Source organism: Azohydromonas australica DSM 1124 (genome assembly GCF_000430725.1).
In the GTDB taxonomy this organism is placed as follows: Bacteria; Pseudomonadota; Gammaproteobacteria; order Burkholderiales; family Burkholderiaceae_C; genus Azohydromonas; species Azohydromonas australica.
This window is the reverse complement of sequence record NZ_KE387204.1, coordinates 80,204-105,387: the sequence shown is the minus strand read 5'-3', so window position 1 is coordinate 105,387 and position 25,184 is coordinate 80,204. Positions and strand designations below refer to the sequence as shown.

General features: G+C 71.4%; 20 protein-coding genes and 3 pseudogenes. 14 read left to right on the top strand and 9 right to left on the bottom strand.

What is annotated here, in order from left to right:
* Positions 1-472: 472 nt before the first annotated feature.
* The 3 pseudogenes from H537_RS56860 to H537_RS56855 all read left to right on the top strand — a co-directional run.
* Positions 473-565: pseudogene (locus tag H537_RS56860) on the top strand (PEPxxWA-CTERM sorting domain-containing protein); the annotation flags it as partial.
* A gap of 306 nt (positions 566-871) precedes the next feature.
* Positions 872-1,906: pseudogene (locus H537_RS55855) on the top strand (hypothetical protein); the annotation flags it as partial.
* A 42-nt stretch (positions 1,907-1,948) separates the two neighbouring features.
* Positions 1,949-2,041, top strand: a pseudogene (locus H537_RS56855) (PEPxxWA-CTERM sorting domain-containing protein); the annotation flags it as partial.
* Between the two features lie 30 nt (positions 2,042-2,071).
* On the opposite strand, the gene H537_RS44800 reads toward H537_RS56855, so the two are convergent.
* Positions 2,072-4,291: a helicase-related protein gene (locus tag H537_RS44800; protein ID WP_043459633.1), complete on the bottom strand. Its 2,220-nt coding sequence runs from the start codon at positions 4,289-4,291 to the stop codon at positions 2,072-2,074.
* 81 nt (positions 4,292-4,372) lie between these two features.
* Between H537_RS44800 and H537_RS49585 the strand changes: the two genes are divergently transcribed.
* Together H537_RS49585 and H537_RS0122315 are read left to right on the top strand one after the other, a co-directional pair.
* Positions 4,373-6,121, top strand: coding sequence for a ProQ/FINO family protein (locus H537_RS49585; protein WP_051243102.1), 1,749 nt, complete (start codon positions 4,373-4,375; stop codon positions 6,119-6,121).
* 6 nt (positions 6,122-6,127) lie between these two features.
* Entirely contained in the window at positions 6,128-6,664 is a 537-nt protein-coding gene (locus H537_RS0122315; protein ID WP_028999618.1) for an MOSC domain-containing protein, read from the top strand.
* A gap of 143 nt (positions 6,665-6,807) precedes the next feature.
* Here H537_RS0122315 and H537_RS44785 read toward each other — a convergent pair whose 3' ends face one another.
* Positions 6,808-7,080: a hypothetical protein gene (locus tag H537_RS44785; protein WP_064736023.1), complete on the bottom strand. Its 273-nt coding sequence runs from the start codon at positions 7,078-7,080 to the stop codon at positions 6,808-6,810.
* A 667-nt stretch (positions 7,081-7,747) separates the two neighbouring features.
* Between H537_RS44785 and ahr the strand changes: the two genes are divergently transcribed.
* The 6 genes from ahr (at position 7,748) to hutI (ending at position 14,392) form a co-directional block, all read left to right on the top strand.
* Positions 7,748-8,764, top strand: coding sequence for an NADPH-dependent aldehyde reductase Ahr (gene ahr, locus H537_RS0122305; protein WP_028999617.1), 1,017 nt, complete (start codon positions 7,748-7,750; stop codon positions 8,762-8,764).
* Positions 8,765-8,863: 99 nt separating this feature from the next.
* A complete protein-coding gene (locus H537_RS0122300) occupies positions 8,864-9,076 on the top strand; it encodes a hypothetical protein (RefSeq protein WP_028999616.1) in 213 nt (70 codons plus the stop codon).
* A 156-nt stretch (positions 9,077-9,232) separates the two neighbouring features.
* Complete coding sequence (locus H537_RS0122295; RefSeq protein ID WP_043459631.1) at positions 9,233-9,766, top strand: acyloxyacyl hydrolase; 534 nt, start codon at positions 9,233-9,235, stop codon at positions 9,764-9,766.
* 93 nt (positions 9,767-9,859) lie between these two features.
* The gene (gene hutU / locus H537_RS0122290) at positions 9,860-11,551 is read left to right on the top strand and encodes a urocanate hydratase (protein ID WP_028999614.1); all 1,692 of its coding nucleotides are present in this window, start codon (positions 9,860-9,862) and stop codon (positions 11,549-11,551) included.
* A gap of 49 nt (positions 11,552-11,600) precedes the next feature.
* Positions 11,601-13,151: a histidine ammonia-lyase gene (gene hutH, locus H537_RS0122285; protein WP_028999613.1), complete on the top strand. Its 1,551-nt coding sequence runs from the start codon at positions 11,601-11,603 to the stop codon at positions 13,149-13,151.
* Between the two features lie 5 nt (positions 13,152-13,156).
* Positions 13,157-14,392, top strand: a complete 1,236-nt coding sequence (hutI, locus tag H537_RS0122280) for an imidazolonepropionase (RefSeq protein WP_028999612.1) — start codon at positions 13,157-13,159, stop codon at positions 14,390-14,392.
* A 15-nt stretch (positions 14,393-14,407) separates the two neighbouring features.
* Here hutI and H537_RS0122275 read toward each other — a convergent pair whose 3' ends face one another.
* The 7 genes from H537_RS0122275 to H537_RS0122245 all read right to left on the bottom strand — a co-directional run bounded on the left by H537_RS0122275 (position 14,408) and on the right by H537_RS0122245 (position 19,229).
* Positions 14,408-14,839 (bottom strand): hypothetical protein, encoded by a 432-nt coding sequence (locus H537_RS0122275; RefSeq protein ID WP_028999611.1) that lies wholly within the window; start codon positions 14,837-14,839, stop codon positions 14,408-14,410.
* A 9-nt stretch (positions 14,840-14,848) separates the two neighbouring features.
* Positions 14,849-15,298, bottom strand: coding sequence for a CopD family protein (locus H537_RS0122270; protein ID WP_028999610.1), 450 nt, complete (start codon positions 15,296-15,298; stop codon positions 14,849-14,851).
* Between the two features lie 126 nt (positions 15,299-15,424).
* A complete protein-coding gene (locus H537_RS0122265; RefSeq protein ID WP_043459629.1) occupies positions 15,425-15,874 on the bottom strand; it encodes a GNAT family N-acetyltransferase in 450 nt (149 codons plus the stop codon).
* A gap of 29 nt (positions 15,875-15,903) precedes the next feature.
* Positions 15,904-16,314, bottom strand: a complete 411-nt coding sequence (locus H537_RS0122260) for a carboxymuconolactone decarboxylase family protein (protein WP_028999608.1) — start codon at positions 16,312-16,314, stop codon at positions 15,904-15,906.
* Positions 16,315-16,394: 80 nt separating this feature from the next.
* Positions 16,395-16,823: a gamma-glutamylcyclotransferase family protein gene (locus tag H537_RS44780; RefSeq protein WP_051243101.1), complete on the bottom strand. Its 429-nt coding sequence runs from the start codon at positions 16,821-16,823 to the stop codon at positions 16,395-16,397.
* Between the two features lie 196 nt (positions 16,824-17,019).
* Positions 17,020-17,484: a GNAT family N-acetyltransferase gene (locus tag H537_RS44775; protein WP_051243100.1), complete on the bottom strand. Its 465-nt coding sequence runs from the start codon at positions 17,482-17,484 to the stop codon at positions 17,020-17,022.
* 11 nt (positions 17,485-17,495) lie between these two features.
* Entirely contained in the window at positions 17,496-19,229 is a 1,734-nt protein-coding gene (locus H537_RS0122245) for an ABC transporter ATP-binding protein/permease (RefSeq protein WP_028999607.1), read from the bottom strand.
* A 141-nt stretch (positions 19,230-19,370) separates the two neighbouring features.
* On the opposite strand from H537_RS0122245, the gene kynU reads away from it, so the two are divergent.
* The 3 genes from kynU (at position 19,371) to H537_RS0122230 (ending at position 25,022) form a co-directional block, all read left to right on the top strand.
* Positions 19,371-20,621, top strand: a complete 1,251-nt coding sequence (gene kynU / locus H537_RS0122240) for a kynureninase (RefSeq protein WP_028999606.1) — start codon at positions 19,371-19,373, stop codon at positions 20,619-20,621.
* A gap of 64 nt (positions 20,622-20,685) precedes the next feature.
* Positions 20,686-23,580, top strand: a complete 2,895-nt coding sequence (locus tag H537_RS44770) for a DUF2339 domain-containing protein (RefSeq protein WP_051243099.1) — start codon at positions 20,686-20,688, stop codon at positions 23,578-23,580.
* Positions 23,577-25,022 (top strand): DUF3999 family protein, encoded by a 1,446-nt coding sequence (locus tag H537_RS0122230; protein WP_028999605.1) that lies wholly within the window; start codon positions 23,577-23,579, stop codon positions 25,020-25,022. The genes H537_RS44770 and H537_RS0122230 overlap by 4 nt, the downstream gene beginning before the upstream one ends.
* Positions 25,023-25,184: the final 162 nt, after the last annotated feature.

Here is a 25,184-nt window from a genome sequence, read left to right as displayed (position 1 = left end):
TGAATCCCGCGCATTCGTCTACGACGGACGCGAGGTGAAATACCTGCAGAACCCGCTTGCAGATTCGCTGTCCCCGGAGATGGTGGCTGTCAACAACGCAGGACAAATGGCCGCGCGCACGTTCAACCCGGATGATGCGGCCTCCAAATCGTTCATCTACGGGGCCGACGGCCGATGGACGCAGATCGCCGGCTTGCCCAGCCCGGCCGGGGAGCCGGAAGTGACCATCGTGTCGGACCTGAACAACCAGGGTTGGGCCGTGGGTCGGTCCGGGGGCATCGATTGCAACGAGGGCAACTGCTACAAGGCTTTCCTGTGGCGCGATGGACAGACCGTCAGCCTGAACGACCTGCTCGTGCCCTGGCAGGCCAAGCGGTGGAATCTCTTCGATGCCGTGGCCATCAACGACCGGGGACAGATCACGGGCCGGGGCTTCTCCAGTTACCTGGTCTATGACTCGTACGTGCTGACGCCCGTGCCCGAACCGGAAGGCTGGGCGCTGCTGCTGGCCGGGCTGGGCGTGGTCGGCACGGTGGCGCGGCGCCGGGCGGGGCGCAGGCGCTGAAACCGGCCCGGCGCCCTGCCCGGTCGCCGCTCAGCGCGCCCGGCCCCGCCGCTGCCACAGCGGCTTCTTGCCCTTGAGGTGGTGCTTGGGAACGGGTTATCGAGGCCAGGCACCAAATTACTCCCCTTCAACACCATATTTTGAATATGGTGAGTGCCGCATGAAACAGCAGTGCCAAATCATGAGAAATGGCTGGCCCGATCGCGGGCTGTCCAGGAACGGACTGAAGCAGCTACGCTGATACTTTGCGCCAGTTCGTTCGGACAAGCAGGCCTGTTTACCGAGCGCGTTTGAAAGGAAGCAACGATGCCTCAATATCGTTTCCTGACCGGTTCGGCCTTGGCGGCCACGCTGGCATTTACCACCCTGGGTGCCGAGGCCCAATTGCGTTACCGGGTCAAATTGGCGGACTTCGGCGTCCCTGTCTATGAGGAGGAGTTCTTCAACCCTACCGCCATCAGCAACCGCGGCGTGGTGGTCGGCACGGGTTACAGGGCAACGGAGGAGATATTTTCCACCTACCCCATCGCCCACATTCTCCGCAGCAACGGGGCGCAGCCCTTGCCCGGCACAGAGGCTTTCAGCAGCTCCTATGCCAACGGCATCAACGACCGCAACCAGATCGTCGGCAGTTACTCGGTGCCGGACGCCGCCGGGCGAATTCCATACCTCTACCAGCATGGCCAATACCGGGATTTGCGGGTCGAAAACAGAAGCGGTGACGATTACGCCATGGACATCAACGCCTCGGGACAGGTCGTGGGGCGTGCCAGCGGAAAGGCGTTCTTTTTCGACGGCACGCGTTCGCGGTATATCGACGTTTCCGGCGCCCTCTCATCGAATGCGGAGTCGCTCAACGACTTTGGCGCCGTGGTGGGCAACGCGGTTTTCGATGCGCCCGGCGGAGCCTATGAAGAACGCGCTTTCATGTACGACGGCCAAGAGCTGAAATACCTACAGAACCCCACGCCTGATTCCCCGGCCGCGCAGATGGTGGCCATCAACAATGCCGGGCAGATGGCCGCGAACACGTACGCCGCGCAGGAGCGGATCAGCAGGGCCTTCATCTACGAGGCCGACGGCCGCGTGACCCAGATCGCCAGCTTGCCCACCCCGCCCGAGAAGTCGGAAGCAACCGTCGTGTCGGATATGAACAACCAGGGCTGGGCCGTGGGCCGGTCCGGGGGCAGCGGGTGCTCCGAGAACAGCTGCCATGAGGCTTTCCTGTGGCGCGATGGACAGACCGTCAGCCTGAACGACCTGCTCGTGCCCTGGCAAGCCAAGCACTGGTTTCTCTCCGATGCCGTGGCCATCAACGACCGGGGACAGATCACGGGCCGGGGTTTCTCCAGCTTCCTGGTCTATGACTCGTACGTGCTGACGCCCGTGCCCGAACCGGAAGGCTGGGCGCTGCTGCTGGCTGGGCTGGGCGTGGTCGGCACGGTGGCGCGGCGGCGGCCGGGGCGCGGGGGCTGAAACCGGCCCGGCGCCCTGCCCGGCCGCCGCTCAGCGCGCCCGGCCCCGCCGCTGCCACAGCGGCTTCTTGCCCTTGAGGTGGCGCTCGATGCCGTCGTTCAGGCGCGAACGCAGGTCCTGCACCGCATCCACCTCGCCGTAGACGCCGGGGAAGCGCAGGTCCAGCCACAGCCACAGGCTGCAGCCGCGCAGCGCCTGCTCCATGCGGTCCAGGCGGCTGTGCTCGTCCACCTCGCGCAGGAAGCCGGGCGTGCCGGCCTCGCCGGCCACGGCGTGGTTGTGCACCCAGTCCAGGAACTCCTCCACCAGCGCGGCGGTGCGCGTGTCCACCGGCGCTTGGGCATAGAGGAAGCGCTCCTTGAGCGAGAGCTTGCCGCCGGCCTCGTCCAGGAAGCCGGCGATCTCCAGCATCTGGTCCAGCTCGGCGACGGCGAAGTGCGCGTCGTCGAGCCTGAGCTGCTCGATGAAGATGCCCAGCACGGTGCGCAGCTTGGTGACGCCCAGGCGCTGCGCGATGGTGTTGACGTGCCACCAGCCCGGCGCCACCGGGGCCTTGAAGTCGCGCGGCGCGCTGGGCTGGCGCGGCAGCAGGTCCTTGAGGCTGCGCAGCGCCGTGGGCTCGGCTTCGCGCAGCACGCCGGCGAAACCCTCGTCGTGCATGCCGTAGCGCCCGGCGCGGCCGGCGATCTGGTGCACCTCGGACACGCCCAGCGGGCGCTCGGTCTGGCCGTCGAACTTGTTCATGGTCGAGAACAGCACGCGGCGGATGGGCAGGTTCAGTCCCATGCCGATGGCGTCGGTGGCCACCAGCACGTGCGAGTGCCCCTCGGCGAAGCGCTCGGCCTCGCGCCGGCGCACCTCCGGCGGCAGCGCGCCGTAGATGACCGACACCGGGTGGCCGTTGTCGGCGATCTGGTCGCGCAGCATCAGCACGTCGCGCCGGCTGAAGGCCACCACCGCGTCGCCGCGCTTGAGGCTGCCGATGGGCACCGGTTGCGTCAGCAGCTGCACGTGCTGCTTGCGCTCGAAGTGGCGCACCTTGCACTGCTCGCCGCAGAGTTTCAAAAGGCGCTCGATGGCGGGCACGGCGTAGGCCGAGCAGATGACGATCACCTCGTTGGCCGGCACGCCGGCGATGGCCTGGGTCCAGGCCCAGCCGCGCGAGCCGTCGAAGATCATCTGCGCCTCGTCGATCACCGCCACGTCGATGGGCTGCTGCGTGCTCATCATCTCGATGGTGCTGGAGACCACGCGCGCATCGGGCGCGGGCACGTTCTCCTCGCCGGTGAGCAGCGAGCACGGCACGCCGCGCGCCATCAGCCGGTCGCGGCCTTCCAGGGCCAGCAGCCGCAGCGGCGCGAGGTAGGCGCCGTCCATCGCCTGCGCCAGGCGCTCGAAGGCAGCATGGGTCTTGCCGCTGTTGGGCGGGCCAACGTAGAGGGTGACGCTGCGCTGCATCTGCCGCGCCAGGCCGAAGCTGTCCGGGTAGCCGCGGAAGGCCAGCTCGGAGGTGAGCCCGGCCAGGGTGTCCATCTCGGCGGCGCGGTGCTCCCAGCGGTCCTGCGCGCGGGTGAGCGCGGCCTGCAGCGCGGGCAGCGCCATCGGCACGTCGCACTCGGCCTGCAGCCGCGGCAGCAGCGAGGCAAGCTGGCGCGGATGGCCCGAGGCGCTGCGCTCCACCAGCTGCCGCAGGTGCGCAAGCAGGGTCTGGGCGTGCTCATAGGGCGCGGGCTGGCCCAGGGCGGCCAGCAGCACGCGGCGGTCGCCGGTGCGCAGGAAATCCCACACCGGCGCTTCGGGCACCGGCGCGCGGTGCGCGACCTGCAGCGTCCAGCCTGGATCCTCCAGCAGCAGCGGGTGGTGCAGCAGCCGCTCCCACTGCGCGCCGCGGCGCGTGATGCCCAACTGCTCCAGCGCGGCGCCGCGCTCCAGCATCAGGCCGCGGACCTCGGGCCCGTTACCCACGTCGTTGAGATGGTGCAGTGCGGCGTCAATTTGCGAAGGATGGATCCAACGGCTTGGGCGCGCGCCGGCCGCGGCGCGGGCGAGCTGGATGTAGCCCATGCGCTCCAGGTCCGGTGGCGGTTTATCCCCGTCGTCATCGGTGAAATCGGCCGGTTTGACCACCTGCGGCAGCAGGTAGGCGGCGCGGCGGATGCGCTCGACTTCCGCGGGGGAAACGTGGCTGGGAATGCGGGCCGCGTGGTGCGGCTGAGGCAGCTTGAGGGCTTGTTCTTGGACTTCGCTCATGCGGCCGGATTGTGGGCCTGAAGAAAGGCACGCCCGGCAGCGGCACAATCCGCGGTTTTTCTTGCTCGTTCTTGAGCTGACATGACCAATCCCGAGACGCCCGCCACGCCGACTCCCGCCGACGCAGCGGCACCGACCCACCGGCCCGACGCCGTCCAGTCCCAGCCGGGCCTGGAGCCCGGCGCCACGCCGGCAGCCCTGACGACTCCGACCGAGGCCGCGCCGGAAGGCGCCGAGGCCGCGGCGGTCCAGGCCAGCACGCCGGACGTGACCACGGCTTCCGAGGCGGCGCCCGCGCCGGCCGAGGCCGAGGCCGCCCCGGCGCCCGCCACCGAAGTCGCGACGCCGGCCGAGTCGGCTGGTACCGAGCAAGCCAGCCCGGCGCCGACGGCTGAAGCCGGCACCGACGGCGCCGCGGCCGGAAACAGCACGGCGCCGGCGGAAGTCGCTGCCTCGGCCGAGGCGGCTGAAGCCGCCGCTCCGGACGAGGCCGCAGCTCCTGCCAGCAGCGAAGCCGCCGCCGGCCCCGCTGCCCCGCGCTTCGACCTGGCCGCCGCCGCCAAGGACCTCGCCGAGCTGTTCCCGGCGCTGTTCGGCGGCAATGGCCCCGTCAAGCCGCTGAAGCTGCGCATCCAGGCCGACATCCAGCAGCGCGCGCCGGGCCGATTCACCAAGGGGCTGCTTTCGGCCTTCCTGCGCCGCCACACCGGCAGCACCCCGTACCTGGTCGCCCTCACCCGTTCCAAGGAGCGCTTCGACCTGGACGGCCAGCCCGCCGGCGAAGTGAGCGACGAGCACCGCGAGGCGGCGCAGCAGGAAGTCGCGCGCCGGCGTGAGCTGCGCCAGGCGCGCCGCCAGGCCGAAGCCGCGGCCGGCCGCGCGCAGGGCCAGCCGGGCGGCGAAGGCGCCGGGCAACCCGGCGCGGCGCGCCCACAGGGGCCGCGCCGCGAAGGCCGTCCGGGCGGACAGCCGCGACAGGATCGACAGGAGCGCGGGCCGCGTTCCGGCGAGCCGCGCCAGCCCCGCCCGCAAGGCGAGGAAGCCCGCCAGGGCGAAGCGCCGCGCCAGGCCGCAGGGGAGCGTCCGCCGCGCCAAGGCGACCGTCCGCGCCGCGAAGGCGAACAGCGTCCGCGCCGCCACGGCGAGGGCGGGTCTGACGACCGCCGCGCACCCCAGGGCCAGCCGCGCCGCCAGGAAGGCGCCGGCGCCGGTGCGCAGCCGCAGCGGGGCCGCGATGAGCGTCCCCCGCGCCGCGAGCGCGACGGCGAGCGCCAGGGCGGGCCGGGACCGCGCCGCCATGACGGCGCGCCGGCGCATGCGCGCGGCGAGCACCGGGGCGAGCGCTTCGACGGGCCGCGCCGCGAGGCCGAGCCGGCGCTGCGCGAGACCGATCCGGAACGCCGCGAGCGCGCGCTGCTGCTGCGCGATTTCGAGCGCACCACGCTGTCGCCGTCCAACTTCTGCGTGCTCAAGGGCATCAAGGCCGAGGCGCTGGAAGCCCAGCTGACGCTGGCGCGCCAGGAAGCGCGCGAGCGCATCGCCCAGGCCCAGGCCGCGCGCGCCTCCGAGGCGCCGCGTCAGGAAGGCGGTGCCGCACAGCCGCAGCGCCAGGAGCGCGGTCCGCGCGAGGGCGGCGCGCCGGGTGGACGCCGCGAAGGCGGCTCCGGGCAGCCGGGGCAGCGACGTCAGGAGCGTGGTGGTCCGCAGGGCCAGGGCCAGCAGCCGCGTCCGGCACCGGCCGCAGAGCCGGTGGCAGCCGATGCAGCGCAACCCGCTGCCCCGGCAGAAGCCGCCCCGCAGCCCGAGGGCGGCGAGGCGCCGCAGCCCTGAGCCGGGATGCTGCTGCGCGAACTCGTCGCGCGTGTCCCGCAGGCGGGGCGGCTGGAGTCGATCTGGCTGCGCCCCGCGCGCGGCGTGGCCGCGCTGGGCGTGCAGGAGGCGCTGGCCGTGGCCGGGCGCGGCCTGGAGGGTGACCGCACTGCAGGTGGCCGAGGCGGCGGTCGCCGCCAGGTGACCTTGCTGCAGTACGAGCACCTGCCGGTGCTGGCCGCGCTGCTAGGCCGGCCGGCGCTGGAGGCTTCGCTGCTGCGGCGTAACCTGGTCGTATCAGGTTTGAACCTGCTGGCTGCGCGCAGCCCGCTGTCGCAGGTGCCGCTGCGGCTGTGGCTGGGCGACGAGATCGAGCTGGAAGTGACGGGCCCTTGCGAGCCCTGCTCGCGCATGGAGGAAGCCCTGGGCCCCGGCGGCTACGCCGCGATGCGGGGCCACGGCGGCGTCACGGCACGGGTACTGCGCGGTGGACGGCTGCGCGTGGGTGATGTGGTGCGCTGCGTCGCTGCGCCGGGTTCGGAAGCCGGCGATTCAGCCGCCTGAATGGCCTTCAGTCTTCAATCGAAGAGCGCATCCCCTGGAGCCTCGGCGCCACGCTGAGGCTTCTTGTCGGCATCGTCCCGGCGGGCCAGGGCGGTACCGGGTACGTGCAGGGCCGCGGCGGGAGGCCCGCCCGACGTGACGCGTCAGCTTGACGCGTCCGGCACCGTCCCAATGGGAGGTGCCTCTATCGCTTCCTGGGACAGCGGTGACAGCAGCGCCAGCGCCTTGCACGAAGGCTTGCACACCATGTGCATGCGGCCAAGCAGGCGCTGGCTCATGAGCTGGTCGGCCGATCGGTGCTGCCCGCACTTGAAGCAGGAGCGCGTCTGGCCGCGTCCGCTGAAGGGCGAGCCTGACACCTTGCTGGCGTAGCGCAGGCCGTTGTCCTTGATGCGTGTGGTCGTGTCCTTGGTCATAGCTCACCCCCAGTGCGAATCCATTGTCTAAGGCGTGCGGCGCTTTGCCACCCAGGAAATGCATGCGACGCCGCAAGTCCTGCTCGTCCAGCGCGAAGCCACTTGCCATGGACCGCTCGACCATTGTGTTCACTATGGCTTTGAACTAACGCCACAAGGTTTGAGCAATAGCAACCTCTCGTTGAGTTCCATCTGGGGAATTTCCCTGGGTTTTCTGCATTTCCCTTCCAAATCTTCTTCCCACCTTCCACAGCGAGCCACACGCCCAACAACGCAAACCAAGGGTCCACCAAGTCACTCAACGGCGCAAAAGGAGTGCATTTCGAGCCGAGCCCTGTCTCAGCTGGCTGGTCAACACAACACCGAAGCCAGTCAACCGGTCGACGTCCAACCGGTGCGGGCTGAGGAGGCTCAAGTCAAGCTTCGAGGTGAACCCAGGTTCTGGTGAATCCAGGCGCGCGTTGAATTCACCGGGGTCACAGCACGAAACGCTTGGTTGTTAGTTCACAAAAGCCCACAGCCAGCTGTATGTTTCGCCCTAAGCGTCGACCGTGCGATGCCGTGCGGGACGTTCGCCGACATATGACGGCGGCCATCCACTCCTCGCACCACGTTCTGGGTACAGCCCTTGCCGCGTGCCGCGTCCCTGCCTCACGCCGATGACGTCATGACCCTGTTCACCGCCTGGGCTGCGCACGCGGCCGGCCAGCCGCTGCAGCGCTACTGCTTCGACCCGGGACCGCTGGGCCCGCAGGAGGTGGAAATCGCAGTGCAGCACTGCGGCGTGTGCCATTCCGACCTGTCCATGCTGGACGACGAGTGGGGACAGACGCAGTGGCCGCTGGTGCCCGGACACGAGGCGGTGGGCCGCGTGGTGGCGCTGGGTGAGCAGGCGCTCGGACTGGAGATCGGCCAGCGCGTGGGCCTGGGCTGGACGGCGTCGAGCTGCATGCACTGCCGCTGGTGCCTGGGCGGCGACCAGCAGCTGTGCCCGCGCGCGCAGCCCACCATCGTCGGCCGCGCCGGCGCCTTCGCCGACCGGGTGCGTGCGCACTGGGCCTGGGTGCTGCCGCTGCCGGATGCGCTGGATCCGGCCAGCGCCGGGCCGCTGCTGTGCGGCGGCATCACGGTGTTCGCGCCGCTGCGCGACCTGCGCATCGCGCCCACGGCGCGCGTGGGCGTGGTGGGCATCGGCGGGCTCGGCCACCTGGCGCTGCAGTTCGCCGCGGCCTGGGGCTGCGAGGTGACGGCTTTCAGCTCCAGCAGCTCCAAGCACGTCGAGGCGCTGCGGCTGGGCGCGCACCGCGTGGTGGACAGCACCGACCCGGCCGCGCTGGCGGCCATCGCCGGCACGCTCGACCTCATCCTCTACACCGCCAACGCCGCGCTGGACTGGGAAGCGCTGATGGCCACGTTGGCGCCGCGCGGGCGGCTGCACGTGGTGGGCGCGGTGCCGCAGCCCGTCGCCGTTTCGGCCTTCACGCTCATCGGCGGCGCCAAGAGCGTCTCGGGCTCGCCCACGGGCTCCCGCGGCGACCTCGAAGCGATGCTGGACTTCGCCGCGCGCCACCGCATCGAGGCCCTGGTGGAGCGCTTCCCCATGAGCGGCGTCAACGACGCGTTGGCGCACCTGCGCGCCGGCAAGGCTCGCTACCGCGTCGTGCTGGACGCGGATTTCGACTGAGCGCGCCCCCGGCCCGTCCCTGCCCTCTCCCGTGCGCGCCCCGGGTGTCGCGGCACACCGGTTGCTCCAATCGAGGTTTCCCTTCGGCAAGGAGTCACCATGAACAAGACCGCCCGCATCACCGGCTGCGTCGAATACCGCGAGGGCGACGGCCCGCAGCTGCCCATCCGGCCCGGCCTGGTCGAGTACGAAGAGGGCGACCAGGATGTGACGCTGAGCTGGAACGACGGCGACTACCGCGGCAGCGCTGCCATCCCGCGCGCCGAGTGGCAGCGCTTCGTCAGCAGCCAGGACATCGAGCTGCTCGACTGAGGCCTCGGCCACCACGCCCACGCGCGGACCGGCCTTCCGGCCGGCCGCCCGAGGCGGCTCGCACCTTGACCGGACCGTACTCCAGGCAGACCGGCCTGCGCTATCGTCCTGAAACGGTGGCCAGCGTTGCCGCCTCAACAACTGTGGGAGAAACGAATGCGACACATCCTGGCCGGTCTCTTGCTGTGTCCGGTCGCAGGGCTGGCCGCCCCTGGCGACTCGCCCTGGGCCCCCGACCATGCCTTCGTGCAGTACGGCCGGCAGACGGACACCCAGGCCGTCACGCTGGGCCTGACCCGGGACTGGTCGTGGTCGCGCCCGCTGGGCTCCGGGCTGCTGAGCGGCTACCACGAGCTTGCACTGGGCCGCTGGCGCTCCGACGTGCCCGAGGGCCATGAGAACTTCACCCAGTTCGGCTACACCCCGGCGCTGCGTTGGTGGTCCGGCGGCGCACCCGCGGGCTTTTTCGTCGAGGCCGGCATCGGGCTCAACTACGTCACGCCGCGCTTCCGCACGGTGGACAAGCGCGTGGGCAGCAATCTCACCTTCGGCGACCACCTCGGCGCGGGCTGGCGCAGCACCGGCGGGATGGAAGTCTCGTTGCGGTTTCAACATTTCTCCAACGGCGGACTGAACGAGCCGAACCCGGCGGTGGATTTCTGGCAGCTGCGCCTGGGCATCCCGCTGTAGTCCGCGCGCCGCGGCGGGCGTACCCTGGGCACACGCCCGGGCGCGCAGGCCGCGCACCCGGCGCGGCGGCCCAACTGCCCAAAGGAGTGCGCCATGCCTTCCGACCCCCGTTTCGATCCCGAGCGCGTGGTTCGCGCGCCGCGCGGCGCGCAACTGCACTGCCGCAGCTGGCAGACCGAGGCCGCCTGGCGGCTGCTGCAGAACAACCTCGACCCCGAAGTGGCGGAGGACCCGCACCGGCTGGTGGTCTACGGCGGCATCGGCCGCGCCGCGCGCGACTGGCGCTGCTTCGACCAGCTCCTGGCCAGCCTGCGCGAACTGGGCGACGACGAGTCGCTGCTGGTGCAGTCGGGCAAGCCGGTAGGCGTGTTCAGGACACACCCGGACGCGCCGCGCGTGCTCATCGCCAACAGCAACCTCGTGCCGCGCTGGGCCACCTGGGAGCAGTTCGAGGAGCTGGACCGCAGTGGCCTCTTCATGTACGGCCAGATGACCGCCGGCAGCTGGATCTACATCGGCAGCCAGGGCATCGTGCAGGGCACCTACGAGACCTTCATGGAGGCCGCGCGCCAGCACTGGGGCGGCGACGCGCGCGGACGCTGGATCCTCAGCGCCGGCCTGGGCGGCATGGGCGGCGCGCAACCCCTGGCCGCCAGCCTGGCCGGCGCCTGTTCCCTGGTCATCGAATGCCGCCAGCCGCGCATCGACGCCCGGCTGCGCACCCGCTACCTCGACAAGCAGGCGCGCGACCTCGACGACGCGCTCGCGCTCATCCGCCACCACACCGAACGCGGCGAGGCCGTCTCCATCGGCCTGCTGGGCAACGCCGCCGAAGTGCTGCCCGAACTGGCGCGCCGGGCCCGCGACGGGCAGGCAAAGCCGGACCTGGTCACCGACCAGACCTCCGCGCACGACCTGCTGCACGGCTACCTGCCGCTGGGCTGGAGCGTGGAGCGCTGGGAGGCGGCACAGCAGGACCCGGCGCAGCACGCGGCGCTGCGCGCGGCGGCGGCCGATTCCTGCGCGCAGCACGTGCAGGCGATGCTGGCGCTGCGCGAGCTGGGCGTGCCGGCGGTGGACTACGGCAACAACATCCGCCAGGTGGCGCTGGACGCCGGCGTGGCGCGCGCCTTCGACATCCCCGGCTTCGTGCCCGCCTACATCCGCCCACTGTTCTGCCAGGGCAAGGGCCCGTTCCGCTGGGTGGCGCTGTCGGGCGACCCGGAGGACATCCGCCGCACCGACGCCAAGGTGCGCGAGCTGTTCCCGGACGACGCCGGCCTGCAGCGCTGGCTGTCGCTGGCGGGCGAGCGCATCGCGTTCCAGGGGTTGCCGGCGCGCATCTGCTGGCTGGGCCTGGGCGAGCGTGACCGCGCGGGGCTGGCCTTCAACGGGATGGTGGCGCGCGGCGAGCTCAAGGCGCCCATCGTCATCGGCCGCGACCACCTCGACACCGGCTCCGTTGCCAGCCCCAACCGCGAGACCGAGGGCATGCGCGACGGCACCGACGCCGTCTCCGACTGGCCGCTGCTCAATGCGCTGCTCAACACCGCCGGCGGCGCGACGTGGGTCTCGCTGCACCACGGCGGCGGCGTGGGCATGGGCTACTCGCAGCACGCTGGCATGGTGATCGTGGCCGACGGCACCGAGGCTGCGGCACGGCGCCTGGCGCGCGTGCTGGTCAACGACTGCGCCAGCGGCGTGATGCGCCATGCCGACGCCGGCTACGAGGCCGCGCAGGACTGCGCCCGCCGCCACGGCCTGAAGCTGCCCATGCTCGGCTGAGCGCCTGCAGCCCCCTCTACCGCCCTTTTCACCCCACGAAAGGCACGCCTTGCCCGACTCCCCCGATCCGTCCCGCCTGCTGCTCGATCCCGGCCGTGTGCCGCTGCGGACCTGGCGCCGCCTCTGGGCCGGGCCCGCCGTCGTGGCCCTGCCCGAGGGCGCCTGGGACCAGGTGCGGGCCTCGGCCGAGGCCGTGTCCGCGCTGCTGGCGCGCGGCGAGCCGGCCTACGGCATCAACACCGGCTTTGGCAAGCTCGCGCACACGCACATCCCGGACGACCAGCTCGCGCTGCTGCAGCGCAATTTGATCCTCTCGCACGCCGTGGGCACGGGCGAGGCGCTGTCGGAGCCCGTGGTGCGGCTGGTGCTCGCCACCAAGGCCGCGAGCCTGGCGCGCGGCCACTCGGGCGTGCGGCCGGTGGTGATCGAGTCGCTGCTGGGGCTGCTCAACGCCGGCATCAGCCCCTGCATCCCCGCCAAGGGCTCGGTGGGCGCCTCGGGTGACCTGGCGCCGCTGGCGCACATGACGCTGGCCCTCATGGGCGAGGGCGAAGTTCGCGTGGACGGCGTGCGCCGCCCGGCGGCGCAGGCGCTGCGCGACGCGGGCCTCGTACCGCTGGCGCTGGCGCCCAAGGAAGGGCTGGCGCTGATCAACGGCACGCAGGTGTCCACCGCGCTGGCGCTGCACGGGCTGTTCATGGCGCAGCGGGTGCTGGAGGCCTCGGTGGCGGTGGGCGCGCTGTCGGTGGACGCCGCGCGCGGCAGCGACGCGCCCTTCGACGCGCGCATCCACGCCGTGCGCGGTCAGCCCGGGCAAATCGCGCTGGCGCGGGCGTACCGGGAGCTGCTGGCCGGCAGCGCGATCCGGCAGTCGCACCTGATGGCCGATGAGCGCGTGCAGGACCCGTACAGCCTGCGCTGCCAGCCGCAGGTGATGGGCGCCTGCCGCGACCTGCTGCTGCAGGCCGCGCGCACGCTGCTGGTGGAAGCCAACGCCGTCACCGACAACCCGCTGCTCTTCGGCGAGCAGGCACTGTCCGGCGGCAACTTCCACGCCGAGCCGGTGGCGTTCGCGGCGGACCAGATGGCGCTGGCCATTGCCGAGATCGGCGCGCTGGCGGAGCGGCGCATCGCGCTGCTGATCGACGCCAACCTCTCCGGGCTGCCGCCGTTCCTGGTGCGCGACGCGGGGCTGAACTCCGGTTTCATGATCGCCCATGTCACGGCCGCGGCCCTGGCGTCGGAAAACAAGAGCCTGGCGCACCCGGCCAGCGTGGACAGCCTGCCCACCTCGGCCAACCAGGAAGACCACGTCAGCATGGCGACCTTCGCCGCGCGGCGGCTGCAGGAGATGGCGCTCAACAGCGCCACCATCGTCGCCATCGAGTGGCTGACCGCCGCGCAGGGCGTGGATTTCCACCATCCGCTCGCCACCTCGGCGCCGCTGCAGCAGCTGCATGCGCTGCTGCGCGGCGCCGTCACGCACTACGACCGCGACCGGCTGCTGGCGCCCGACATCGAGGCCGCCCGCGCGCTGCTGTTGCAGGGCGAGGTCTCGCGCGCGCTGCCCGGGGTGCTGGCGGCGCTGTGGGAGGACTGAGCGCGATGGGCACCACTGCCACTTGGGACGCCCTCTGGCTCGACGTCCACCTGTTGCCGCTCGCGCCCGCCGACCCGGCCGCCACCGTGCGCGACGGCGCGCTGGCCGTGCGCGACGGGCGCATTGCCTGGCTGGGCCCGCGCGCCGCGCTGCCCGAGGGCGCCACGGCCGCGTCGACGCATGACGGCGGCGGCGCCTGGCTGCTGCCGGGCTTCATCGACTGCCACACCCACGTGGTGCACGCCGGGCAGCGCAGCGAGGAATTCGAGCTGCGCATGCAGGGCCAGAGCTATGAGGCCATCGCGCGGCGCGGCGGGGGCATTCTCAACACCGTGCGCGCCACGCGCGCCGCCAGCGAGGAGGAACTGCTGGCGCAAAGCCTGCCGCGTGTGCGCAACCTGATGCGCGAGGGTGTGACGACGCTGGAAATCAAGTCCGGCTACGGGCTGGAGCCGGAGAGCGAGGCGCGCATGCTGCGCGTGGCGCGCCGCCTGGGGCGTGAGCTGCCGCTGCGGGTGAAGACCAGCTTTTTGGGCGCGCACGCGCTGCCGCCGGAGTACGCCGGCCGCGCCGACGACTACGTGGCGCTGCTGTGCGACCACATGCTTCCCGCCCTGGCCGCGCAAGGCCTGGTGGACGCGGTGGACGCGTTCTGCGAGGGCATCGCCTTTTCCACGGCGCAGGTGGAGCGGCTGTTCGAGACCGCGCGGCGGTTGAAGCTGCCGGTGAAATTGCATGCCGGCCAGCTCTCCGACCTGGGCGGGGCCGAGTTGGTCGGGCGCTTCGGCGGGCTGTCGGCGGACCACCTGGAGGAGGTTTCCGATGTCGGCATCGCCGCGCTGCGCGCCGCCGGCAGCGTGGCCGTGCTGCTGCCCGGGGCGATTCACTTCCTGCGCGAGACGCGGCGCCCGCCGGTCGCCAAGCTGCGCGCCGCCGGAGTGGCGATGGCGCTGGCCAGCGACTGCAACCCCGGCAGCTCGCCCATGCCGTCGATCCTGGCCGCGCTGAACCTGGGCTGCCTGCTGCTGGGCCTGACGCCCACCGAGGCCCTGGCCGGCGCCACCTGCCACGCCGCCGCGGCGCTGGGCCTGTCCGGGGAAACGGGCAGCCTGGAAATCGGCAAGGCTGCGGATTTCGCGCTGTGGGAGGTAGAGCGCCCGGCGCAGCTGTGCGCCACGCTGGGTTTCAACGCCTGCCGGCAGGTGGTCTACCAGGGACGTTGCCGCCCGCTGCCAGGCTGACGGCGGCGCGGCGACTCAACGCCGCGGCTGTTCGCGCACCCCAACCAGATAGCCCTGCAGCAGCCAGCGCGAGACGTTGGTGACCGCGTCGCCCATCAGCATCACCGGGTCCACGCCCTTGACGAGGAAGGGATGCTCGTCGTTGGGCGGATAGGGCTCGCAGTCGGGAAAGCGGCGCTGGAAGCGGGCCACCACCTGCGGCGACCAGCGGCCCCGGTGCACGCCGATGCACAGCGAGAAGCCGCGGTCGCGCCACAGCTCGGACCAGATCCCCATGTAAAGCACCGGCTCGTTCCGGTACTTGATGTACATGCCGTAATCGCCGTCGGCCCAGCGCTTGTGGAACACCCCCTCCACGCCGAAACCAGCCGCCTCGAAGCGCGGAGCGATCTGCTCCATGAAATCGAACATCTGCTTCACGGCTTTGGCCGTGGCGACGTTGAACACGATGGCCTTTCAGCGCGCCGTCATGGCCGCTGCCACGGTGCAAATTCCCAGCACCAGGTTGAGCGCGACCAGACGACGAATGCGGTTGAGAACTTGCCCGGCGGCAGGCCAGGCGGCGGCAGTGCAGTCACGGCGCAGGGCAGGAAACAGCACGCCGTAGACGTAGGCAAATATCGCCGCCATCACCAAACCCAAAACCAGCATCGCGTGCCAGCCGGGCGGCGCATTTTGAAAACCCGTCTGGAGCAGCATCGTGAAACCCGTGGTGAGCATCACGGCCACGGCAACGGCCGTATAGGGCAAAAAACGTGAAAAGGTGGCCGCCCACAGCGGCAGCCGTTGGGGCGGCTGCAGCACCTCGGCCGCCGCGGGCCGCAGGCAGCAGTACGCGAAAAACATGCCGCCAACCCAGACGATCACGCCCAGCAGGTGCAAGAAGATCAGCGGTTGACGCGGCATGGTGGCGGGTGGTGGGGATGGGCGGCGGGCGACGGGTGGCGACGCCGGGCGAGGGGCCGCAGTCTACAGAGGGCACGGGGGCTGCCCGGCCGGTCACCCGCTTCTTCGGCCATCCGCGCCGCCGCTTTACAGCGGCAAGCGCATCGGCAGCATCGTTGAGGCCTGAAATCCCTGGCGCGCATAGAAGCGCTGGGCCGCCTCGTTCACCCGGTCGGTCAGCAGCGTGATGCGGCAGCACCCCTGCCGCCGGGCCTGCTCGATGGCCGCCTTCAGCAACCGGTCGCCGACGCCGCTGCCGCGATGCGCCGGCGCCACCACCATGTCTTCCAGCAGCGCGACGCGTTCGCCCAGCGCGGTGGAAACGGTGAACAGCAGGTTCACCATCCCCGTGATCGCGCCGCCCTGCCGGGCCACGAGGATCAGCCCGATGCCGGGATCGCTCAGGATGGCGGCCAGCCCCCGGCGCTGGGCCGCCGGGTCCGGGTGGAATTCCACCTCCTGCGAAAACAGCAGGGCCAGCAGCTCGCACAGCGCCGGGATGTCGGACTGCGCCGCTTTCTCGATGCAAAGGTCCATCAGCCTGCGCTGCGAAAAGCGGCGCCAGGTTATGCAGCCGCGCCGGCGTCGAACGCCGCATCCAGCGGCAACTGCAGGCCGTTGGCGAGGTGATTGGTCTTGGCCGCCAGCGAGACGATGGCCAGCAGCTCCGCGTGCTGCTCGTCCGTCATGCCCTTGGCGCGGGCCGCGGCGGTGTGGGAGTGGACGCAATAACTGCAGGAGTTGGCAATCGACACCGCGATGTAGATCAATTCCTTGGTCAGCGGGTCCAGGTGCGACGGCGTGGCCATCACCTGCTTCACCTCGGCCCAGGTGCTTTCCAGCAGCGCGGGATTGAAGGCGAGCGAGCGCCAGAGGTTGTTGACGAAATCCGTCTTGCGGGTGGCGCGGATGTCGTCGAAAACGGCTTTCACGCGCGGATCGGCTTCGGGATTCGAAGGTTGCTTGATGGTGGCCATGGAGATGTGGTCGCGGAAATGGGATGGAAATCAGAAAGGCCGGCGAAGCACATGCCGTTGGAGCGTCGCGCCGGCGTCGTTCAGGCCGCGCCGATCCAGTGGAAGCGCGCCGTGTGCTCGGCCCGGTATTCGGCCAGCGGGCCAATGCGTTGAGTGGACGGTGGGATGAAGCATTCCTGCTTCAAATACACGAAGACGGACAGGGCCTCGCCCGCCGCCACGTCGAAACGCTCTACGGTGATTTCAATGCGCTCGTAGCCTTGCGGCTCGCCGATGCGCTCCAGGCGGTCCATGCGCTGGAGATCTCCGTCATTCACCTCGTACAGCTCGCCAATGACCTGGTGCCCGCTGCCCGCTGGCGTCAAAACGCACGGCACTTCGCCCTCGCCCAGCAGGTACAGCGGATACCGCTCCCGCGTGCGGTACTGCCCAGCCACGCGGCGACCGGTATTGACGTGCTCATTGGGAAAGCCCTGTTTCAGGGAACCGTAGACGAAGAGCAGGGACATGGTTGAAGCGATGCAGGTTGATCGTGAAGAGCCATCCTATCGAGCGGATGTCAACAGGAAAGAAGGAGCGCTCAAGCGCAGCAGGATATAACTTGCCACCGCCGGCATTGGCGCTGGCCAAACCAGGCCAGAACGTGAGCAGGGCGGCAATATAAAGACCAGCCCTTGTTTTATCCATTCACCCAGGTACAGAACTTCAGGCGCCGCTGCGGAAAATGACCATGGGCTCACCTGCATGCACGATTTTCTCGACCACGTGCCACCCGGCCCGGTGCAACAGGCTGACCGATGTGCTGGTGGCGCAGTACACGTGTTCGTACCCCAATGTCTTGGCATGAGCCGCCATGGCTTGCAGTAAAAGCGCGCCGATGCCCTGCCCCCGGCGCTCGGGCAAGACAAAACCCGCAGCGGCCCAAGGTGTCAGATGGCTGTGGCTTGGAATCGATTCCGCCTTGAGCGCGCCGAAACCCACCGGTTTTGCATCATCGAAGGCCACGAATCCAATTGGCAGTTCGAGATGGGAAGTTGCAAATGCCTCGACGTCCGCACTCAAATCACCTGGACCTTCTTCGCCATACCAGTCGGGCCACTCGGACAAAAGCCAGTGGCTGACGATCGGCTTGAGATGCCTGGCTTGCGGGAGCGGCTGGATGGTCAGCATTGAATATTTCCTCACCCCCACCGATACCCCTCCGCCCCCTCCATCCGCCACCGCCCTTCTCCCTGCAGCTCCAGCACCTGGCGGTGGTATTTCTGCAGCGCGGGCCGGTGGCTGATGCTCACTGGCGTGATGGAAAGCTCGGCCAGCTGCGCGTACAGCAGCTCCTCGTTGGCCGCGTCCAGCGCGCTGGTGGATTCGTCCAGCAGCGCGTAGCGCGGCTTGGCCACCAGCGCGCGCGCGAAGGCCAGGCGCTGCTGCTCGCCCACCGACAGCAGCTTCCCCCAGTCCCGCTCGGCCGAGAGCCCGCCCACGCGGTCCGCCAGCGTCGGCAGGTTCACGCGCTGCAGCCACTGCAGCAGCTCCTCGTCGCTGATCTCGCGCTCCGGGTGCGGGTACAGCAGCTGCGTGCGCAGATCGCCCGGCGGCAGGTACGGGCGCTGGGGCAGGAACAGCATGTCGGCGCTGGACGGCCGGACCACGCGTCCATGACCCGTGTTCCACAGCCCCGCCATCACCCGCAGCAAGGAGCTCTTGCCCGAGCCGCTGGGGCCCACGATCAGCAAGCCCTCGTGCGGGCGCACCTGGAAATTGATGTTGCTGATCAGCACCTGCTCGCGCTGCGGCGTCAGCACGCTCAGGTGCTCCACCGCCAGCTGAGCGCCGTGCACCAGCTGCACGTGGTCCGTGCCGTTCTCCTGCCCGTTGCCGTTGCCCGGACGGGCCTGCTGCTGCAGCACCTCCTGGAAACCATGCAGGCGCTCGATGCCGGCGCCGAAGCGGCTCAAGCCCTCGAAGTGCTCCACCACCACCGTGAGCGCGCTCAGGATCGCCGCGAAGGCGCCCGCGGCCTGCACCGCGGCGCCCACCTCCAGCGTGCCGTCGAGCACGTCCTTGGCCACCACCACGCTGGGCAGCGCCAGGGTGAGGAAGCTGTGCGCGTACTGGAAGAGGTTCAGCCGCAACTGCCAGCGCAGCACCTTCTGGTAGTTGCGGTAGGCAAAGTTGAACACCCGCTGCAGCGCCGTCATCTCGCGCGGCTCGCCGTCGTAGAACGCAATGGGCTCGGCGTTCTCGCGCACGCGCACGAGGTTGAAGCGGAAGTCCGCCTCGCGCTGCAGCTGGACGAAGTTCAGCGGGATCAGCCGCTTGCCGAACACCGAGGCGGTGAAGAGCGTGGCGAAGATGGCGTAGCCGATGAGCACCACCACCAGCAGCCGCGAGATGTTCCACAGCACGCCGGTGAAGGCCACGAGCTGGATGACCGAGCCCAGCACGATCATCGAGAAGTACAGCGACTGCGAGGTCAGGCTGTTGATGTCCTCGGCAATGCGCTGGTCCGGGTTGTCCAGCCCGGGCATCGCGTTGAGCTTGTAGTAGGCGCGATGCTCCAGGTAGTGGCCCAGGAAGTGGAAGGTCATCCAGCGCCGCCAGCGCAGCCCCAGCGTGTCGCGCACGAAGTAGTACAGCGCGTACACCGGCACCGCGAAGCTCAGCGCCAGCAGGAAGCGGCGGATGGCGGCCCAGAAGCGGTCGGCGTCGCGCGCGGCCAGCGCCGAGGTGAACTCGCCCGTCTCCTGGTTGAACACCACCGCGAAGCCCGTCTGCGCCAGCAGCAGCGCCACCAGCACCGCCAGCATCCCGGCCGCGTGCCAGCGTTCGTCGGAGGTCCAGTAAGGCGCCGCGATGGCCTTGAAGCGCTGCAGCAGGCGGGCGTTGAAGCCGGGTTGTAGTGGTTCCGTGCTCATCCAATTGGCGCAAGAGTCCCTGGTTCATCTTAGAGGGGATCGACGCAGCGCCCCCTGCGGACGACTCCGCGCGGGCCATTCGGCCATCCTCCCCGCCGTGGCCTGTACAGTGGCCGGTGCACCCTGCCTGGAGCGACCGCCATGCCTACCCGCGACGACTGCCTGCAAATGGATGCCCAGGACGCCCTGGCGCCCCTGCGCGACGCCTTCGAGCTGCCCCCGGGCGTGGTCTACCTCGACGGCAACTCGCTGGGCGCGCGGCCGAGGAGCGCCGCCGCGCGCGCGGCGCAGGTCGTGCAGCAGGAATGGGGCGAAGGGCTGATCCGCAGCTGGAACACCGCCGGCTGGTTCGCGCTGCCGCGCCGCCTGGGCGACCGCCTGGCGCCGCTCATCGGCGCCGGCGCCAACGAGGTGCTGGTAACGGACACGACCTCCGTCAACCTCTTCAAGGTGCTGGCCGCCATGCTGCGGCTGCAGGCCCGGCGCGACGCGCGCCGGTGCGTGATCGTCGCCGAGCGCGGCAACTTCCCCACCGACCTGCACATCGCCCAGGGCCTCATCGCCATGCTGCAGCAGGGCCACGCGCTGCGGCTGGTGGACTCGCCCGAAGCCATCCCCGCCGCGCTGGGCGACGACGTGGCCGTGCTCATGCTCACGCAGGTGGACTACCGCACCGGCGCGCTGCACGACATGGCGACCCTGACGCGGCAAGCGCACGACCATGGCGCGCTGATGCTGTGGGACCTTGCGCACTCCGCCGGCGCGCTGCCGGTGGACCTGCGCGGCGCCGACGCCGACGGCGCCGTCGGTTGCACCTACAAGTACCTCAACGGCGGCCCGGGCGCGCCGGCCTTCCTGTGGTTGGCGCCGCGCTGGCATGGCGAGTTCGAATCCCCGCTGTCGGGCTGGTGGGGCCATGCCGAGCCCTTCGCCATGGAGCCGCAGTACCGGCCCGATCCCGGCGTGGGCCGCTTCCTGTGCGGCACGCAGGCCATCGTGTCGCAGGCGCTGGTGGAGTGCGGGCTGGAAGTGTTCGAGCGCACCGGCATGGCGGCGGTACGCCAGAAATCGCTGGCGCTGACGGACCTGTTCATCGCGCTGGTCGAGCAGCGCTGCGCCGTGCACCCGCTGACGCTGATCACGCCGCGCGAGCACGCCCGGCGCGGCAGCCAGGTGAGCTGGCAACATCCGCAGGGCTACGCGGTGATGCAGGCGCTCATCGACCGCGGCGTCATCGGCGACTACCGCGAGCCCGGCATCCTGCGCTTCGGCTTCACGCCGCTGTACACCCGCTTCATCGACGTGTGGGACGCGGTGGAGGCACTGCGCGCGGTGCTGGACGGCGAGGCGTGGAAGCAGGCGCGGTTTCAAACGCGGTCGGCGGTGACCTGAAACTTTGGCCACCAGCCGGTTGAGGCCCGGCACGCAGACTCGAACAACGACGGGAGGGCAGTTCATGAAAACCTGGCTGCCGCTGCTGCTGGCGGTGATGGTCGGTGCGGCGCTGGCTGAAGGCTTCGGAGCGCCCTTCGCCATCGGGCTGCTGGCCGCTTTCGGGGTGTGGCTGCTGCGCCGCCAGGGCCGGCTGGAGGCGGAGCTGAGGCAGCTGCGCGCGGCGCTGCAGGCACCCCGTGCCGAGACGGCCGCGCCGGCGCCCGCCCAAGCGCAGCCGCCGCAGCCGGTGCAGGACGAGGCCCCTTCGCCACCCATCCAGCCCGTGACTGCACCCGTCGCGCCGTCGCTGCCCGAGGACGCCGTGGCCGAGCCGGTTGCCGCCGCACCGGTGCTGGCGGCCGAAGTCGCCCTGGCCTCGCCCGCGCTGGAGATCCCGCCCTCGCCGGCCGCCTCCACGGTCCTGGCCGAACCGGACGAGCGCGCCGTGGGCGTCACCAGCTCGCTGGGCAGCACGCTGAAAGCCTGGTTCACCGGCGGCAACACCATCGTGCGGCTGGCCGTGCTGATCCTGTTCCTGGGCGTGGCCTTCCTGCTGCGCTACGCCGCGGAGCATTCGCTCATCCCCATCGAGCTGCGCCTGGCCGGCGTGGCCGCAGGCGCGGTGGCGCTGGTGCTCGTGGGCTGGCGGCTGCGCGAGCGGCGGCGCGGCTACGGGCTGTCGCTGCAGGGCGCGGGCGTGGGCGTGCTGTACCTGACGCTCTTCGCCGCACTGCGGCTGTACGGGCTGCTGCCGCCGGTGTTGGCCTTCGCGCTGCTGGTGGCGCTGGGCGCGGTGGCCGCGCTGCTGGCATTGCGGCAGGACGCGCTGCCGCTGGCGGTGCTGGGCACCATCGGCGGCTTCCTCGCCCCAGTGCTGGCCAGCACCGGCCAGGGCAGCCACGTCACGCTCTTCAGCTACTACCTGCTGCTCAACCTGGGCATCGCCTTCATCGCGCGCCACAAGGCGTGGAAGCTGCTGAACCTGGTGGGCCTGACCTTCACTTTCGGCATCGGCGTGGGCTGGGGCTTGAGCGCTTGGCGGCCGGGGCTGCTGGCGAGCACCGAGCCCTTCCTGGTCGCGCACGTGGCGCTGTACCTGTGGATCGCCGTGCAGTATGCACTGCGCCTGGCCGAGGCGCCGGCGGCCGCCGGTCAGCCACGCGCTGCCTATGTGGACGGCGCCCTGCTCTTCGGCATGCCGCTGGCGGCCTTCGGGCTGCAGGCCGGCATGGTGCGCGACATCCCCAACGCGCTGGCACTCTCGGCCGCCGTGCTCGCTGCGGTGTACCTGCTGCTGGGACGCTGGCTGTGGCGGCGCCTGGGCGAGCGGCTGCGGCTGGTGACGGAGGGCATGCTGGCACTGGGCGTCGTGTTCCTGGCCCTGGTGCCACCGCTGGCGCTGGACGACGCGCGCTGGACCGGCATCGCCTGGGCCTTGCAGGGCGCCGGCGTGGCCTGGGTCGCGCTGCGCCAGCAGCGCGCCTGGGCGCTGGCGCTGGGTGTGGCGCTGCAGGTGCTGGCGCTGGGCGCGTTCTGGGTGCAGGCGCCGCCGGCGGGGGCGGCTCCCTTCCTGAATGCCGGCTTCGCCGGGCTGGTGGCGATCGCCGTCGCGGCGCTGTTCACCGCGCTGCAGCTCTACCGCCTGGGGCCGTCGGCCGCGCACTGGCCGGCCGACGGCGGACGTTTTACTTTGCGCGCCACGCCGGGCGGGCTGCGCACGCTGCACGGGGCGATGCTGGCCGGCGGCGCGCTGCACCTGGTGGCCGGGGTGCTGCGCGAGCTGACGCTGGCGCGCTGGGGCGCCTGGCCTGACGGATCGCAGTCCGGGCTGCTGGCACTGGCCGCGCTGGCGCTGCTGTTCGAAGCGCTGCACGCGCCGCTGCGCTGGCCGCCGCTGTCGGTGGCGGCGCGGCCCACGCTGGGGTTGGGCATCCCGCTGTTCGCGCTGAGCCTCTTCACGTTCCAGTTCATGTCAACCGGCAGCTGGGACTGGTGGTGGCCCTGGGGCACGGTGGCGCTGCTGGCCTGGATCGCCTCCGCGGCCTGGGTGCTGCGCCGGCTGGACACCGATCCCGCGCCCGACCGCTGGCGCCGCAGCACCGGCGCCGAGCACGTGGCGGTGGGCTGGATGGCGCTGGCCGGCGCCGCGCTGTGGGCGCATGCCGCCATGCGCACCCTGGTGCCGCGCCACGAGGCCTGGACCGCCGCCGTCGTCCTGGCCGGCCCGACGGCGCTGGCCTGGGCGGCCCTGTCCGCGCTGCGGCGCGGGCGCTGGCCGGTGATCGTCCACCCGGGCGCCTGGCTGCGCGGCTGGGCCGCGCCCTGGCTGGCGCTCATGGCGGCGTGGAGCGTGGGCGTGAACACCTTCGCCGACGGCGGCATGGCGCCGCTGCCCTACCTGCCGCTGCTCAACCCGATCGACCTGGGCCACGGGCTGATGCTGCTGTACGCGCTGCGGCTGCGCCGGGCGTGGCAGGCGCAGGGGCTGCGGACCACGGCCTCGCCGCGCGGGGTGCTGCTGCTGGCGGCGCTGCTGGCCTTCTGGTGGCTGGACAGCCTGCTGGTGCGCACGCTGCACCACTGGGCCGGCACGCCGATGTGGTTCGACGGCGCACTGGACAGCGGGCTGGTGCAGACCACACTGACCATCGCCTGGACGCTGACCGCGCTGGCGGCGATGTTTCTGGCCACCCGGCGCGTGCCGGCGGCGCTGGCGCGGCCGGTGTGGCTGGCGGGCGCCGCGCTGCTGGGGCTGACCGTGGTGAAGCTGATGCTGGTGGACCTGGGCCACACCAGCGCGCTGCAGCGCATCGTGTCCTTCCTGGGCGTGGGCGCGCTGATGCTGGTGATCGGCTACGTCTCGCCGCTGCCGCCCGCCGGGGCGGCCGCGGTGCGGCGCGAAGGAGCGTCGTCATGAGCCCGCGCATCACGCGCGCGTTCCTGGGCGTGCTGGCCTGCGGCGCCGTCGCACTGCCGCCGGCCGCTCCCGCGCGCGCCCAGCCGCAGGACGACAGCCCCGCCCGCTACGCCGCCACCGCCCCGCTGGCGCCGGCCGCCGACGCGGGCGGCCTGCAGCGCGTGGCGCTGCCGCTGGCGGTGCTGCAGGCCTCGCGCAGCGCAGGCTGGGCCGACGTGCGCGTGTTCAACGCCGCCGGCGAGCCCGTCCCGTTGGCCTGGGCCGGCATGCCGGCGTCCGCGGCGGCGTCCACGCGCGAGGTTCCGCTGCCGCGCTTTGCCTGGCCCGGCCCGGTGGGCGAGCCGGCGGCGGCGCCGGCACCCCTCACGCTGCGCCTGCGCGCCGACGGCGCGGTGCTGGACGTGCAAAGCCATGCGGCCTCCGCACCGGCGCCGGCTGGCGTGCAGGCCTGGCTGCTGGACCTGCAGCCGCTGGGCCGCGAGCGTCCCGCCGCGCTGCGCCTGGACTGGCCCGCCACGGCCGCGGGCCTGGAGCGCCGCGCCACGGTGCAGGCCAGTCGCGACGCGCAGTCCTGGCAGCCCGTGGGCTCGGCCACGTTGGTGGACGTGCCCGGCGAGGCCGGCGCCAGCGCCGTGCGCCAGGCGCGCATCGAACTGCGGGATCTGCTGGCCGAGCACCGCTACCTGCGTCTGGTGGTCAGTGGCGGCGCCTTCGAGCTGCGCGCCGTGCTGGCCGAGCTCAGCACGGAGGCGCCGCAGGCCGCGCTGGACAGCGCCCGCTTCAAGCTCCAGCCCGACGGCGAGCGCGCCTGGCGGCTGGACGCCGGTGCGCTGCTGCCGGCGCAGCGCCTGCAGGTCCACCTGGCGGAGGACAACGCCGTGGCGCCGCTGCAGCTGCAACGCCGGCCCGCCCCCGCCCCAGGCCGCCTCGACGCGGACTGGCGTCCGGTGGCGCCGCTGACCGCCTACCGCCTGCAGCGCGAGGGCCGCACGCTGGAGGCGCCGCCGCTGGCACTGGACGGCGGCGCCACGCGCGAATGGCGGCTGGTGCTGGACGAGCGCGTGCGCCCACCCGCCGCGGCCCCCGAGGCCACGCTGTGGTGGCGCGCGCCGCAACTGGTGTTCGCCGCCCGGGGCGCCGCGCCCTTCACACTGGCCGTGGGACGCGAGCGCGCGGCGGACACTGCGCTGCCGCTGTCCACCCTGGTGCCGGACTGGAAACCGGGCGCGGAATTCAGGCTGGCCGAGGCGACGTTGGGTGCGCTGCCGCCGCAAGCCGCCGCACCCGCCGGCTGGCTGGACACGCTGCGCGACGCGCCGCCCGCGCAGCGGCGCCAGTGGCTGCTGTGGGGGCTGCTGACGCTGGCCGTGGCGGTGCTGGGCGTGCTCGCCTGGCGGCTGGGGCGGGACATGAAGCGCCCCGACGCCGGCCCGCCGCGCTGAGCCGCAGGCTGCAGGTTTTTCCGAAACCTGCCTCTGTTCAGCCCTGCTTCCCGGCGTCCGGCCCAGGGCCTAAGTTGCAGCGTGCCGGCAGACGCTCACGCTGCTTGCAACCCGTGACGCACCGTGGCGTCCAATTTGCTCCATGCCGGCCGACCGCACCCT